We start from the raw sequence: 13,248 nt of genomic DNA on the forward strand, positions 1-13,248 counted from the left end.
AGACACTACCTCGCGGCTCTCGATCGCGAACTCGACACCGATCCGACCGACACCGATTCGCCGTTCTGACGAGAAACCAGCACTCGCGCGCGACCACGGCTAGATGATCAGATTTCTACGGTTTCTCGTGATCGCCAACATAGCTGGTGACATACTTGTCATTCGGGTCGGGTCCGTAGCCGAGCACCGTGCTCTCGCCGCCATCTCCGTAGCCGAGTTCGGCTGGGCCAATGGCCCAGCCGGTGTCGTCGAAGAGGGGATCTCGCCAGGCCGTCCCCTGGTCGGATCCATCGTCCAGGTAGCTCCAGGTGGAACCGGCAGGTACCAGGACGGCCGCGCCGGATCCATCGGCGGATCCGATCGTCACGACCAGGAAAAGCAATGCGATAGATCGTGTGGCGGTGGTCATCGGATCTGTCCTCTGGTTCCTTCCGGCGGGAGCGGAGGCACACCGTATTCGTCCGTCGCGGACGCCAGGCGAACCATGGCCTCGCTGATCCGGGTGTCGAGCTGTACCATGGCTAGAGTCCTGCGCCGGTGATCCGGAACCCGCCCGAGGGCGAGCCGAGCCTCCTCGAACGTCGCCTGGGCCTCGGTGCGTCGCCCCGCTCGCTCCAGGATCTCACCCCTGCGCACCAGCCAGGTCTCCTTCCGGGGAAGCCCCGACGCCGTCCGATCCAGTCGAACCAATGCCGCATCGGTACGGCCGGCTTCGAGTTCGAACTCCATGGCGAGCCTCTCGAGCCCCACCACCGGACCGAGAGCGGCGATCCCCTCGTCGAGTGCGGTGATGGCGACCCCGAGGTACTCGGATCCGGCGGAACGAAGGGCTCGGGCACGTCCCAGATAGTCGTCGGGACTCGAGGCCGGCTGCAGCAAGGTGGCTCGCCGGAACTCCTCCGCTGCCTCCAGGGGGCGGTCGAGTTGCAGCAAGGCCCGGGCTCGGGCGGCGCGGCCCGCGGCGTGGTCGGGATTCGCCGTCAAGAAGCGGTGCAGGGCGGCATTGGCTTCGGCGGCGCGGCCCGCATCGAGCAACACGCGCCCGCGAAGGTAGTCCATCCCGCGTCGCCGGGGATCGAGTGCGGCAGCGCGATCGAGATCTGCCAGCGCGGCATCCCAGTTGGCGTCCAGTCCGTGGAGGTCCGCTCGCCGGATGTGGAGATTCGAGAGAGAGGCCTGTCCATCCGAACGCGGTGAGGCCCGATCGATCTGACGACCCAGATCATCGATGCCCTGGTGGACGTCGCCGTGGGCTTGGCCGTCCGCTGCCAGGAAGACTGCGAGGACCCATCCGAGGACGACCAGGCTGAGACAGCCTCGACTGAGCATCGCGGGCATCATGGCATCTCCCCGTTCGATCGGCAGTCCACCCGTTTCCCCGTTTGGTTGCAACGCGAGCGGATAGAGGATAGGCAGAGGATACTCCTATCCTCATGCTCAATGCGCATTCATCGACGTGTCGTGGGGTGCATCACGCGAAGCTATTCCCTCCGCACCCCCTCGAGAGCGATGGCGCGCGCACTACGGATCGCCGCCTCACGGTGCGGGCCAGGATCTCCTCCTCCAGAACAGATCCAGAGTTCGACCTGGCCGAAGGTGGCAGCCACGATAGAGCCAGCACGGACTCGCAGATCATTGAGGTCCGGCCCCAACTCGATCGAGAGACCGAAGCGCGCGATGGATTCGACCAGGCTGGCGACTCCTTGGATGAGCTCGGCAGCCACGACCTCATTTCGCTGGCCCATTCCGCTGAGTTCTCGCTCTGCCGAGAGCAGCATCATGTTCTCTTCGCGAAAGAGATCCGTCATCGCGATTCGGATTGCGTCTTCGATGCCCCCTCCGTCGGGTTCGTAGCTGGAAAACGCCGACTCGAGCGTAGCCCTGAAGAAGTTCGTCCCCTCCGCAATCAGTGCCATCAGCAAGCCGTCCCGGGTGCCGAAGTGATAGAGGATCGTCCCCTTGCTACAGCCAGCTGCCTCCGCCACTACGGCGAGGCTGCACCCGCTGAGCCCCTGTGTTCCGAGAATCATGCGCGCGGCGTCGAGGATGGCCTCCCGCGAGGCGGCCCCTTTGACGTTGGAATGACCGGCCGGCGAAAAGACGGCAAGTGACCCCTTTTCGGTCGAAGCTCGAGAGCTCATCTCGACAGGCTATCCAATCGTTGCCGGTGCGCAGCTCGCACACTCTCGGCCACACAATGGGCAGCGACGATGAAGCGCCCGTCAAGAAGCCTCAGTGGCCGGTCAGCCCGCGATGGCCGTCGGCTGATTCAGCTCGAAGACTTCAGCCTCGATGGCCAACTCGGAGGCCCCTTGAGTCGTCTCTGCCAGGTGATATTCCTTGGGCGTATAGTTCTTTCGGGTTCGCTTGGCGCGCTTGTTGAACATGACGTTGACCAGGGGCAGTAGCTTCGGCCCCGGGATGGGAAGCTCGAAGCCGACGCGCTCCGAGAGGTGGACCACCTTGCGGAACATGGACCCAGCGAAATCGTAGATGTCGAGACCGAGAACGGCGAAATCCCGTTCAAAATAGGTCATGAGCGGTAGAGTCGGCGCCAGCAGCATGCCCCTGCGGATCCTGGCCAACAGCCCCTTGCTTTGCCGCCGGGTCATCGGCTTCTCGCTGAAGTAGTTGCTGGGAAGCGCGGTGTGGCGTGACTCGTCGAGATGGAACAGACGGAGGATCTCGAGGCCGGGAAGCGTGCTGAGTAGTCCGAAGAGATTCAGCGCGAAGCCCTCGATCACGACGTTCATGCCGAAGAACTTCTCGAGCCCCTTGGATTTGAGTGTGCGCTCCATGAGCATGTATTCCCAGACCGACATTCTCGGAACCGGGCAATCGAACGCCTTGATCAGCTCTCGCAAGACGACGAAGTGCTTGGCCTCTTCCATCACCTGCATGGTCAGCGCTGCCCGTGCTCCAGTCCCCTCGACTCCGCTGCTCAAGACCTCGGTGGACACCATCCAGGCATAGGCTTCACCATGCCCGATCGTCGAAAGGATGTTGACGATCGCCTGCTTCTGCTCTGGTGTGTACTCACGATCCAGCAACGCCTTGAACTCTTCACTCTTGATCTTCTCGAGGTGACCTCGCTCCGAGTTCTTGAGCGAGCCATCGGCGAGTTCGAGGAGCATCTTCTCGCTCTTCGTACAGTCGCGGAAACTCGACCAGGGGATCTCTTCTTCGGCTTTCCAGAGCAGTCGCAGGCTCTTGTCGTAGTGCTGCTTGCGCAGCCGATCGTTCGTGCCCCCCATGAACTCGAAGTTGATGTCGTCGTACCGCCCTTTGCGACCGCCGAGGTGGTACTTCTCGAGAATCGCGTCGCGGCGGCGCACGAAACGATTGACTTTGCGTTCGCTGGCGACGATCCGAGCGGTCTCTTCCGGGACGAGTTCGATGGGCTTCAAGTTCACAGCAATCTTCCTCCGGGGCGGGCTTTGACCGATCGGTCAAACAATGCCGGAACCTTAGGGCGCGTCTGCCGATCTCGCCACACCCTGGCGGTGCCCCGCCTGCGATTTGGTTGCCGGAGTGGCCGGAGCACCTTGCCTCGGGTCAGAAATCACGAATAGAACCGGATGGTTGGCTAGGTGATTGCGTAGACCCGTGGTTTGCGGCGTTGAGCCGCCGATCTTGTATGCCCCTTGGAGATGACCACGGGTGCGACCCTGGGAGCCCCCCCAAGGACGGATCGCCAACAGTGCAACCCATTGGACGAAGACTGGGGGTGGGTCACTGGAACAACTTGAAGCTCGCAGGATCACCGCTGACGCTGACGGTGCGAGTGACAACCGAGCAGGCCAAACAGACCAGTGCCGAGCAACAGGAGAGAGCCGGGCTCGGGAACCGCAGATGCAGTGGTTACGTTGTCGAACTGGATGTACGGGGAGACCTGCAGCCAGCTCACACTGGTGAGATTGGTGAATCCAACGAATGAGAAATATTCAAATCCCGAACCGGTGGACCGAATGCCATCGGTGGTCTTGTCTGCGGAAACAGTGCCACCTCCTGCGAGAATGCCGACAAACGTAGTTGTGGAAACCCCGCCGCCCGTTGCCCACATCTCTCCAATCTCCATGGAGAGCAAGTTGAAGGCACCACCATCGGCACGCGTCAGGGTCGTGACTCCGTTGATTCCCGTTCCATCACCATTCCAGAGAGCGGTGCTCCCCAGGTAGTTCGCGCTCAGAGTCCCCCACGTGCCGATGCTGTAGTCAGCGGAACTGCTTTCGAATTTGTATCCCTTTTCGGAATAGACGGGCGTCCCCGGGGCGGCCTGCTGCCCGGCATCGATATGTTCCAACGACTGGAAATCGATGATCGTCCCCTGGGCGGCGGAGGAGAAGAGAAGCAGCAGTAGAGCAGGGATCAGGGACCGCATGAGGAACATTCTCCAGGAATGGAAACCTGCGGCTCTTCGGGTTTCCGCAGTGTATTGGCTTCATCAGCGATGGATGACCTGCACCCAGCACCGTCCCAGTGTATTTGCTTCGCTCGGGCTTGCCTAGCAAAAAGGCCCCAGCGGAGGGTGATCTGCTATTCGCGCTGATGCGTCGCGCAGTTGAGGTCGCACCTGCCGGTGCATGATGGCACCCGATCGACAACGGTTCCGCGTACCTCTCGAGTGAGCTCCAGGAATACCGGGGTGAGCGCCGCATGGCTCACCTCGCGGGCGCCATACCATCCGCAGACGCAGGGCAAGATCGAGCGCTATCACCGCACGATGAAGAACGTTGTGAGGCTTCAGCACTATTAGTTTCCAGAAGTGCTGACTGAGAGATCGAAGATCAAGAGAAGAACGACGCGACGAAGGAAAACGGATGGCTGTGGGCGATCCCTGGTAGCCACAAGCATGGCAATCTGAAAGGGTTCGAGGATCGCGGCGTGCTTGGGGCGCTGTATACCGATACGGACCTGATCGATGGCGAAGCCGTTGCAACCGGGTTGTCTGCAGGCAGCGTGCTCTACTTTCATCGCGACGGGAGCTGGGCGCAGTCGGGGGTTGAGCCGACCCTGGATCCCCGCCATTGGGCTGTGCCCGCGCACCAGCTCAGCCCTCCCTGGCTCAGCTGTGTCGCTGATCAGGGGTGGTCGGAGTCCGTTTCCACACCCGAGTTCGGTTGCATCTGCCAGGTGGCGATGTACTCGGTTTCGCCCAGCCTCGGTGCCGGGGAACGCCTGGAGAATTCGCCCTTGCAGCCTGCTTCGGCGGTAGCCAGGTCGAAGTGGCACATCGCGATGCCCATATCGACCATCTGCAGATCGATGCCGCGCATCAACTCGTTGTAGTGGGGTGTGCGTTCGAGGTGGAAGTCGAAGCGCTCGGTTTCGCTCTGCTCGACGACCCTCCAAGGTTGCTTGTTGCTCGCGGAAGGAGCCAGGCGCAGACAGGCCAGCGCTGCATCGAAACGCCCGCCTCGGGGAAGCGGAGTGCCTGCGCCCCCGAGGAAGAACATCGAATCCCAGGGTTTGCGTTGATCCGCGCCAGCAAGCCTGCGAAGCACTCGTTCGCGCAGGCTCTTTTGCCTGGTTGCAAAGCCCACCGGGGTGATCACGGGGATGATCTCATCGTCCCTCACCCCGGCGCTGTGGGCGAAGTTTGCCCGGCGAAAGGTCCCTCCCATCCAGCACGTCCCCAGCCCCAGTCGGGTCGCCTCCAGGATGATCTTCTCGAGGCAGTACCCGAGATCCACCCGTGCGGCGGCAGAGTCTTCGATCGCCGCCACGAGGTAGAGCCGGGCTCCTTTGATGATCCCATAGGTCCCAAGGCTACGGGCTTCGCCTGCGGCCAGTTCGTCGATATCGACCGACTCGATGCGCACCCGGTTGCCCAGCGGCCCCAGACAGTTCGCCGCCACGATCTCTTGCAGACGCGTCCGTAGCTCGGCCGGCACAGGACGCCCGGTATCGTAGGCGCGAACGGAAATGCGTTCGGCGGCAAGCTGACTGATCGGCTCCACCGTCTCTGCTCCAAATGGTTGGCGGCTTGGCCCATGCTACGGCCAAAGCCGGTTTCGACTCCATGCCACGATAGCGTTTCGTTCGATCGGGCCGCCGATGCAGGCTAGATGGCCAGGGCCCCTACTCGACCCCGCGCGTGGCGATGGGGTGGGGTCGCCCGCCGAGAACGGTGCCCCAGATCGGGATTTCGGCGAGCTCCTCGGGAGGCGTTTGGTAGGGATCGCGCTCCAGGATGGTGAAGTCCGCCCGCTTGCCGATCTCGAGGCTACCGATCTCATCCTCCAGTCCCAGGCTTCGTGCCCCTTCGATCGTGATCGCCCGCAGAGCGAGATCGAGAGAGAGACGCTGATCTTCTCCCCAGGTACGACCGTCACTGCCGATGCGATTTACCGCGACCCAGGCCAGAAGCAGTGGCTCGGCGGGTGCCATCGGATAGTCGGAGTGGAACGAGATGGGGACGCCTGCTCGAGCCAGCCCGCCCAGAGGTGAGATGTCCTGTGCGCGCTCGACACCAAGGCCGTTGTCAGCATAGATCGGAGCGAGCTCGTGCGTGTAGTAGGCGTTGTTCGAAACATCCACGCCCAGTCGGTGCGCCCGATGGTGTTGATCTTCACGCGCATACCCGTAGTGCTCCAGAACCAAGCGCTGGTCCGGGGCCCGGGGATGGATTCGTTCCATCTCTTCGATCTGATCGAGGACGAGGTCGAGACCGGCATCGCCATTCACGTGGATATGGATGCTCCAGCCTCGTCGCCAGAAGGTTTCGAGCACAGCTCGCTGCTGGTCTGGTGACATCATCCATTCGCCCTCGTGACCATCGAGATAGGGCTCGCTCATCTGCATCAGCTGGCTGAAGATGGCGCCATCCGCGTAGTACTTGACGTGTCGCACCACGCGCACGCGGTCGGTCGACCAGCCGAGCATTTTCTCGGCTTCGCGCTCGGCCCGTGGCGCATCGCCGAACTTGCGCATCAGGTACATCGCATTGGGGACCAGCGCGTAGCGATAGGGGGTGTCGTCTCCGTACATTTCGAGGTGCAGCATCAGGAGTTCGGCGAGGGGTTGGATCTGGGGGAAGCCCTGCTCAGCTACGGTTGTGAGCCCCCCGCGATGCAGGATCTCGCTCATCATCGTGAGCCCCCTGCGATACCGACCCGGGCTGGCGAGCGAGCGCAGTACGCCCCCGCCCAGTGCGAACAAACCGGTCTCCCAGATGTGGCCCGTTTCCCAGTCTGCATTGGGCTCGGCCGCGAAGTCCTCTTTCCCGAGTCCGAGTTCTTCCAAGGCGGCTGAGTTGAAATACATCTCGTGGCATGAGCGCTGCCATACGGCGACCGGGCGATCGGGTGAGGCGCTGTCCAGATCATCCCGCGTGAGCCCGCCGTGGTAGGGCTGGTGGTAGCCCCAGACGAACAACCACTCGTCATCGTCCTCCGCGCTGGCGAGCTCGGCGATCCGTGCCAGGAAGGCCTCGCGCCCGCGCACAGCGACCGTCCGGCCTCTGGGGGTCAGCCATTCCATTGCAGAGACGATTTCGAGCTGAAGAACAGTGGCAGCGAGGGAAGGGTGGAGGTGGGGATCGATGAACCCTGGCATCACGACCTTGTTTTCGAATCGCTCATCGAGGGTGAACTCATCGCCCTCCAATGCCTGCTCCACTTCGGCCCGAGTTCCCAGAGCAAGGACCCTGCCCCCGCCTACTGCGATCGCCTCGGCGAAGGGGCGGTCCGGATCCATCGTAATCACGCGGGCCGCGGGATAGAGACGCACGATGCCATCGTCCCGAGGAGGTGAACTACCGATCCAAAGCGTGACGAAAGCCGCGATTGCGACGAGAAGCCCCAGGAACAGCAGCGCAATCAGTCCTATTCCCGCGTATTTCAACCGGCTAAACAAGATGTCCTGGCTCCCTCTTGATGCTAACCCAAGTCATCCGACGACCCGTGGGGAGGAAGGGATCCAGGAATTCCGTTGCGTGCCACACCGACAACGGGCATCTGCGATTCAGCGGATGCCCGCCATCACAGCCTCTCGGTGCTCCATCCAGGCGACCGCGGTCGGTTTCAAGCCGGCGGCTCGCAAGATCTCCAGATCCTCCGAGGGGATAGGGGTTCCAGCAGGGGATTCATGCCCGACAAGGGGTTGCCTGGCAAGCCCTCAGACACGACCTCCACGAGGTTTGCCCCGAGGAGTGTCGGAGCGACCGCCAGTCCGGGGTGGGTCAGCCTACGGATGAGGTAGAGGCCAGCATGGTCGCGTACTCGACACTCAGGCGACTATGCCGGTGTTCAAAGGTAACTGATCACCACAACCAGCACGGTGATCCCGATCAAGAGGAGGACACCACCAGTCAGCACGCCCGGAAACGTGGCCCAGAAAGACAGGAACCTCTTGATGCGCGTCTCGCTCCTTGCCTGTTCGTCTTCACTATCTGTCGTCACTGCTAGCTAGTCCTCTCCACCGGCTCTTGCCGGTCTGACCTGCCCTGCCCCGTTTGTCGAGCACAGGAAGAACGAATTGCGTCTCCACTCAATGTCCGAGTATAGGGGTTGTGTCAAGTGCCCAGCACGGAGGAGGTCCACAGCGACCAGGCAATCGCGAAGCTGATGAATGCGACGGGCGGTCAGCGGGATCGCTGCAGTCCGCCAGGTACTCGCCGCCCACGTGAAGCAGAGCGCGCCACTCGCCGTGCCAATGATCGTCGAGGCCGAAGCAGAGCCCCGTGCCGGGGTGAAAGCCCCGTCGCGAGCGGATAGGAGTTCCAACAGGGGATCCATGTCCAACAAGGGGTGCCTTGGCAAGTAACACCCAAACTCCTCGGGGGAGATCGAGGACGGATCGCCAACAGTGCCACCCCATTGGGCGAACTGCTGGACCATGTTCCGGAAGACCAGGGACCGATTCTCGATGCGATCGGTTCCGTCTATCTGCCCTGCCTGTCCGCCAACGCCGAAGCATGGAAACAAGGCGCGAAGCGCTTCGATGTCGATATCGAGGGCGCACCGTATCGAAGCATTCGAACGGCGCGATATCGCGTGTGGTGCCTCGAAGAACTGCGACGCCACTTCGACGAGTTGACCGAACCGCAGCAGGTGGAGGCCCGCGCCCGACTCGAAGCGCAAAGCCCCCTTCGCGGGCGGTCACTCGATGACCGGTGTCGCACTGCCCGAAGCCGCGAAGGTGCGCTGGCTTCCGACCGCGCGCGTCAAGCCGGGCGGCGGAAGCAACTGACACCTCGACGCACGCCTCCCGGCGCGCAATGATCGGGCGATGGAACTCAATTTTGCGACTGCCTGGGAAGCCATCTCCGACGAGATTCCCGAGGCCGATGCTCTTCTTTGTGGTGAAACCCGCCGCAGCTGGCGGCAGTACGAAGACCGTGCGGCGCGACTCGCCGCAGCGCTCAGGGCGGCAGACCTCCCGATCGCAGCCAATGTCGGGCTCGCGCTCTACAACGGCCCCGAGTATCCCGAAGCGCAGTTCGCCTGCTTCAAGCAGCGCATCACACCCTTCAACGTCAACTTCCGATACACGGCGAAGGAGTTGCACTCCTTGCTCGAGGGCGCGGACTGCCAGGCCCTCTTCTTCGACGCGACGTTGGCCGAATCGGTTGGTGAGATTCGTGAATCGCTCCCGCAGTTGCGCATGCTCGTCCAGGTCGGTGGCGACGCTGCGCCCGACTGGTCCGAACACTACGAAGCGCTGATCGCGGGGCATGAGCCGGCACCGAGGATCGAAAGGTCGCCCGACGACATCTGGATGCTCTTCACGGGCGGCACGACGGGCAACCCAAAGGGCGTGATGTGGCCCCACGGGAACATGATCCAGACCATGAAGGCGACGTACGCCGGGTTGAAGAAGACAGTGCCCCAGACGATCGACGAAGTGCTGGCGTCGGTCCGACAGATCGCAGCCAACGGGCGTGTCACTCGACAACTAGCGGCGGCCCCGCTGATGCACGGCACCTCCGGCATCTCGGCGCTTACGACCCACATGACCGGCGGCACGATCATCACGCTCGAAGGTCGCTCGTTCTCGGGTGACGAACTGTTTCGCAGCGTCGAACGGCACCGCGCCACCCACATGACGATCGTGGGCGACGCCTTCAGCCGCCCCATGCTCGAAGCGCTCGAAGCCGCGCGAGATCGCGGCGAGCCCTACGATCTTTCGTCGATCTTCTTGATACTTTCATCCGGCGTCATGTGGAGCGCGCCGGTCAAGCAGGCGCTTCTCGAGTTCAGTCCGCGCATGCGCTTGTTGGATTCGCTCGGTTCATCGGAAGGCGTGGGGTTCGCGGCCAAACTCGAGAGCGACCCCAACCAGGCCACGACCGCACGGTTCAGCCTCGGCGAGTTCACCAAGGTGTTCGATGAAGAGGGCAAACCGGTCGCGCCCGGTTCCGGCGATCGCGGGCGGCTCGCGCTCGGTGGTCCTCTACCGGTGGGCTACTACAGGGATCCGGTGAAGAGCGAAGAGACGTGGCCCATGATCGACGGGCAGCGCTATTCGATCCCCGGTGATTTCGCCACTGTCGAAGAAGACGGCACGATCACATTGCTCGGGCGCGGATCGGTCTGCATCAACTCGGGCGGCGAGAAGATCTACCCCGAGGAGGTCGAAGAGGCCCTCAAACTCCACGACGCGGTTGCGGATTGCAACGTCGTCGGCATGCCCGACCCGAGATGGGGCCAGGCCATCACGGCCGTCGTCCAACTCGCCGACCCGTCGATCGAAGACGCAGCCTTGATCCAATCGGTGAAGCAGAACCTTGCAAGCTACAAGGCCCCGAAGCACGTCATCCGCGTCGACCGTCTGCAGCGCCAGGCGAACGGAAAGTCCGATTATCGCTGGGCGACTCGGATTGCGGAGGAATCGCTCGGACTCGGGGACTGACGCATCAAGCGAGGCCGTAGCAAGAGGGACTCCGCTTCGAACGGCTCGCTCGTTCGCCTCCGCTAGCCGTTGGAACCGTGGAGCGCGCTCATTCTGGCCCCATCCATCTCGATGATCGTCACTTCGGCGCTCGCGGTCTGCACATCGCCAACATGACTCGCACAGCGCAACCGTAGCTTGCGCCCTTCTCGTGAGATGAGTTCGGCCGTGAGCTTCAAGTCGCCCGCTGTCGGCGTTGGCGCTTGATAGCGAATCGAGAGATCGCCGGTGATCGCCCCGAAGTTCGTGATTTCTTCGAGCGGGCGGTCCGCCTCTCGGCACAGGATCGCGAGACTCGTACACATCGCGTGGCAGTCGATCAACGTCGCGAGGACACCGCCGCACAGCAGTCCCGGAAAACCATGGTGCTCCTCGCGCGGTGCGTAGTGGCAGACACTGACCTCGCCTTCCCACGCGCTCTTGATCTGCAAGCCGGCGGGATTCGCAACGCCACAGCCAAAGCAGACGTTCCCCGGCATGTGGTCCTGGAAGAACGGGGAGTCCGTCACGAGGATTCCTTCAAGGGCCACTCGGTGGTGAAGAGCTTGTTGTGGATCTTCTCCGTGAAGCCACCCGGCGTCGCCACCCTCGAAAACGCCTCGAAGCCGTCGCCCTCCGTGAGCGCCATCAGTCGCTGGGCATCGCCCAGGACGTCTTGTAGATGTTCCAACTCGAGTCGGCTGAGTGGCCCCCCGAGCAATGTCGCGAGATGAGCTAGAGATGCGGCCGCCATGCCCGCGCCAATGATCAGGAAGCCCAATCGTGCGTACTCGCCCTCGGGCAGCACGCGCCACTTGAGTTCCGGAAATGCGGCGAACAGCGGCTTGCGCGTGGCTTCACTTCCGATGCTGTCGCGAATCAGTGCTACCGCGCCGGGTAGCGCCGCCGCGGGAGTCGAAACGAAGTGCAGGATGCTGTGCTCTTCGAGGAAGCCGTCGAGGAGCTCCGTCGATGGGGAGAGAACCACTGAAGCAATCGTCGTGTCGCACGGAATTTCGAGCAAGCGCCCCAGCGTCTCGTCGTCTCGCAGGTCGTCGACGCTGCTGGCCTTCTTTTCGAAAGCCAACACGATGAAGTCGAACGAAGCCCAGTCGACTCCGGCATCGAGCACACGCTCCTCGACCGGGGAGTCGGGTTTCGGCTTCGCGCTTTCGCGCCGAAACAAGCAAACCTCATGCCCTGAGGTTTGGGCCGAGACTCCCAGCGCGGTTCCCAAACTGCCACGACCAACGATTCCGATCTTCATTCCCTCTCCCCATATGCGTGAGGCTCACGTCCCTTCACTCGACCCCGAGCAACACGTACGATAGGTAGCGCTGGTTGATCTTGCTTACGTACTTCACGGGTTCGGTCTTTCGCATCGCGAGCATCGCCAATTCGACATGGTGAAACCACTTGCCCGGATTGCGGCCCTGCTGTCTCGCCCGGTTTCCCGTTCCACCGGCGAAGATCGCCTACAAAGGCAACCGGGAGGGAGTCGCGGAGGCCTTCACGGATCCCGATACAAGCAAGAGCATGGAGGTCGACTTCGAGCTGACCCGGCACTACGACGACGTGATCCGAGACCTCCAGCTTCACCTCGAGCGCCGAGTCAAACAGCAAGACTCCCAGGCCTACTACCGCCTCCGCCCTGTCCCTGGCATCGGCAAGGTCCTGGTGTTGGCCATCCTCTACGAGATCCACGACATCCAGAGGTTTCCAAGGGTCCAGGACTTCCTCTCCTACGCCTGGCTCGTGAAGTGCGAGCACTCCTCGGCGGGGAAGAAGCTGGGCAGTGGGGGAGCGAAGATCGGGAACGTCCACCTGAAGTGGGCCTTCTCGGAGGCCGTGGTTCTCTTCCTGCGCAACAACCCCGAGGACCAGAAGCACCTTCGGCGTGTCGCGGGGAGACACGGCAAGGCCAAGGCGCTTTCGATTCTGGCCGCCAAGCTCGGCCGGGTTGTCTATCTCATGCTGAGCAAGGATCGCGCCTTCGAGATGAAGCGCTTCCTGGCCACAACGTAGAAGGTGCGGGGGCGGGGCATCCCGTCGCCCAACTGGAGTCAGTTCCAATGAGAACAGGGCAGAACCAAACGAAGAGACCTGGAAGAGATCCCGAGATCTGTGATTGCGGCCGAGGCCGTGAAGCACGCTGGCCTCCTGGAAAACGCCCGACATCCATTCGCCTTGATTGGAACCCCGCCTCCCCTCCGAACATTCGCGGGGCGCCGCAGGGCGCTCCTCCAACGAGCTCTGCCCCTTGCTCGAGCCCGGAGCTAACTGGTTTTGAAGCCAGCTCACATTTGATTGGACGAGGAAGGGAACCGACGAGTTTCTGGGACACGGAGCCGAAGCAAGGCTCCGAACAAGATCCCC

Annotated in this window: 14 protein-coding genes; 4 read left to right on the plus strand and 10 right to left on the minus strand. The window is 62.5% G+C overall.

Annotated elements, in window-relative coordinates:
* Nucleotides 1-115: 115 nt before the first annotated feature.
* From GY937_07100 to GY937_07120, 5 genes are all read right to left on the minus strand, one after another.
* The gene (locus tag GY937_07100) at nucleotides 116-409 is read right to left on the minus strand and encodes a hypothetical protein (protein ID MCP5056481.1); all 294 of its coding nucleotides are present in this window, start codon (nucleotides 407-409) and stop codon (nucleotides 116-118) included.
* A complete protein-coding gene (locus GY937_07105) occupies nucleotides 406-1,341 on the minus strand; it encodes a hypothetical protein (protein ID MCP5056482.1) in 936 nt (311 codons plus the stop codon). Before GY937_07105 ends, GY937_07100 begins: the two co-directional genes overlap by 4 nt.
* 140 nt (nucleotides 1,342-1,481) lie before the next feature.
* Complete coding sequence (locus GY937_07110) at nucleotides 1,482-2,141, minus strand: TetR/AcrR family transcriptional regulator (protein MCP5056483.1); 660 nt, start codon at nucleotides 2,139-2,141, stop codon at nucleotides 1,482-1,484.
* A gap of 102 nt (nucleotides 2,142-2,243) precedes the next feature.
* Nucleotides 2,244-3,413, minus strand: a complete 1,170-nt coding sequence (locus GY937_07115) for a hypothetical protein (GenBank protein ID MCP5056484.1) — start codon at nucleotides 3,411-3,413, stop codon at nucleotides 2,244-2,246.
* Between the two features lie 347 nt (nucleotides 3,414-3,760).
* On the minus strand, nucleotides 3,761-4,381 hold the full coding sequence (locus GY937_07120) for a PEP-CTERM sorting domain-containing protein (protein MCP5056485.1): 621 nt from the start codon (nucleotides 4,379-4,381) through the stop codon (nucleotides 3,761-3,763).
* Between the two features lie 398 nt (nucleotides 4,382-4,779).
* Here GY937_07120 and GY937_07125 point away from each other — a divergent pair, with 398 nt between their 5' ends.
* A complete protein-coding gene (locus GY937_07125) occupies nucleotides 4,780-5,289 on the plus strand; it encodes a phytanoyl-CoA dioxygenase family protein (GenBank protein ID MCP5056486.1) in 510 nt (169 codons plus the stop codon).
* On the opposite strand, the gene GY937_07130 is transcribed toward GY937_07125, so the two are convergent.
* The 3 genes from GY937_07130 to GY937_07140 all read right to left on the minus strand — a co-directional run bounded on the left by GY937_07130 (nucleotide 5,082) and on the right by GY937_07140 (nucleotide 8,402).
* Entirely contained in the window at nucleotides 5,082-5,960 is an 879-nt protein-coding gene (locus tag GY937_07130) for a nitroreductase (protein ID MCP5056487.1), read from the minus strand. The genes GY937_07125 and GY937_07130 overlap by 208 nt on opposite strands.
* A gap of 121 nt (nucleotides 5,961-6,081) precedes the next feature.
* Nucleotides 6,082-7,857, minus strand: coding sequence for an amidohydrolase (locus GY937_07135; GenBank protein ID MCP5056488.1), 1,776 nt, complete (start codon nucleotides 7,855-7,857; stop codon nucleotides 6,082-6,084).
* A gap of 392 nt (nucleotides 7,858-8,249) precedes the next feature.
* Nucleotides 8,250-8,402 carry a hypothetical protein gene (locus GY937_07140; GenBank protein ID MCP5056489.1) on the minus strand — a complete coding sequence of 51 codons (153 nt, stop codon included), beginning with the start codon at nucleotides 8,400-8,402 and terminating at the stop codon, nucleotides 8,250-8,252.
* Between the two features lie 417 nt (nucleotides 8,403-8,819).
* Between GY937_07140 and GY937_07145 the strand changes: the two genes are divergently transcribed.
* Together GY937_07145 and GY937_07150 are read left to right on the plus strand one after the other, a co-directional pair.
* Nucleotides 8,820-9,224, plus strand: coding sequence for a hypothetical protein (locus GY937_07145; GenBank protein ID MCP5056490.1), 405 nt, complete (start codon nucleotides 8,820-8,822; stop codon nucleotides 9,222-9,224).
* Nucleotides 9,225-9,231: 7 nt separating this feature from the next.
* Nucleotides 9,232-10,854 carry an AMP-binding protein gene (locus GY937_07150; GenBank protein ID MCP5056491.1) on the plus strand — a complete coding sequence of 541 codons (1,623 nt, stop codon included), beginning with the start codon at nucleotides 9,232-9,234 and terminating at the stop codon, nucleotides 10,852-10,854.
* A gap of 62 nt (nucleotides 10,855-10,916) precedes the next feature.
* On the opposite strand, the gene GY937_07155 is transcribed toward GY937_07150, so the two are convergent.
* Together GY937_07155 and GY937_07160 are read right to left on the minus strand one after the other, a co-directional pair.
* The gene (locus tag GY937_07155) at nucleotides 10,917-11,402 is read right to left on the minus strand and encodes a PaaI family thioesterase (GenBank protein ID MCP5056492.1); all 486 of its coding nucleotides are present in this window, start codon (nucleotides 11,400-11,402) and stop codon (nucleotides 10,917-10,919) included.
* Nucleotides 11,399-12,058, minus strand: coding sequence for a hypothetical protein (locus GY937_07160; GenBank protein MCP5056493.1), 660 nt, complete (start codon nucleotides 12,056-12,058; stop codon nucleotides 11,399-11,401). Before GY937_07160 ends, GY937_07155 begins: the two co-directional genes overlap by 4 nt.
* 230 nt (nucleotides 12,059-12,288) lie before the next feature.
* On the opposite strand from GY937_07160, the gene GY937_07165 reads away from it, so the two are divergent.
* Complete coding sequence (locus GY937_07165) at nucleotides 12,289-12,897, plus strand: IS110 family transposase (GenBank protein MCP5056494.1); 609 nt, start codon at nucleotides 12,289-12,291, stop codon at nucleotides 12,895-12,897.
* The last annotated feature ends 351 nt before the right edge of the window (nucleotides 12,898-13,248 follow it).

The sequence above is a fragment of the bacterium genome, assembly GCA_024228115.1.
GTDB lineage: Bacteria > Myxococcota_A > UBA9160 > UBA9160 > UBA6930.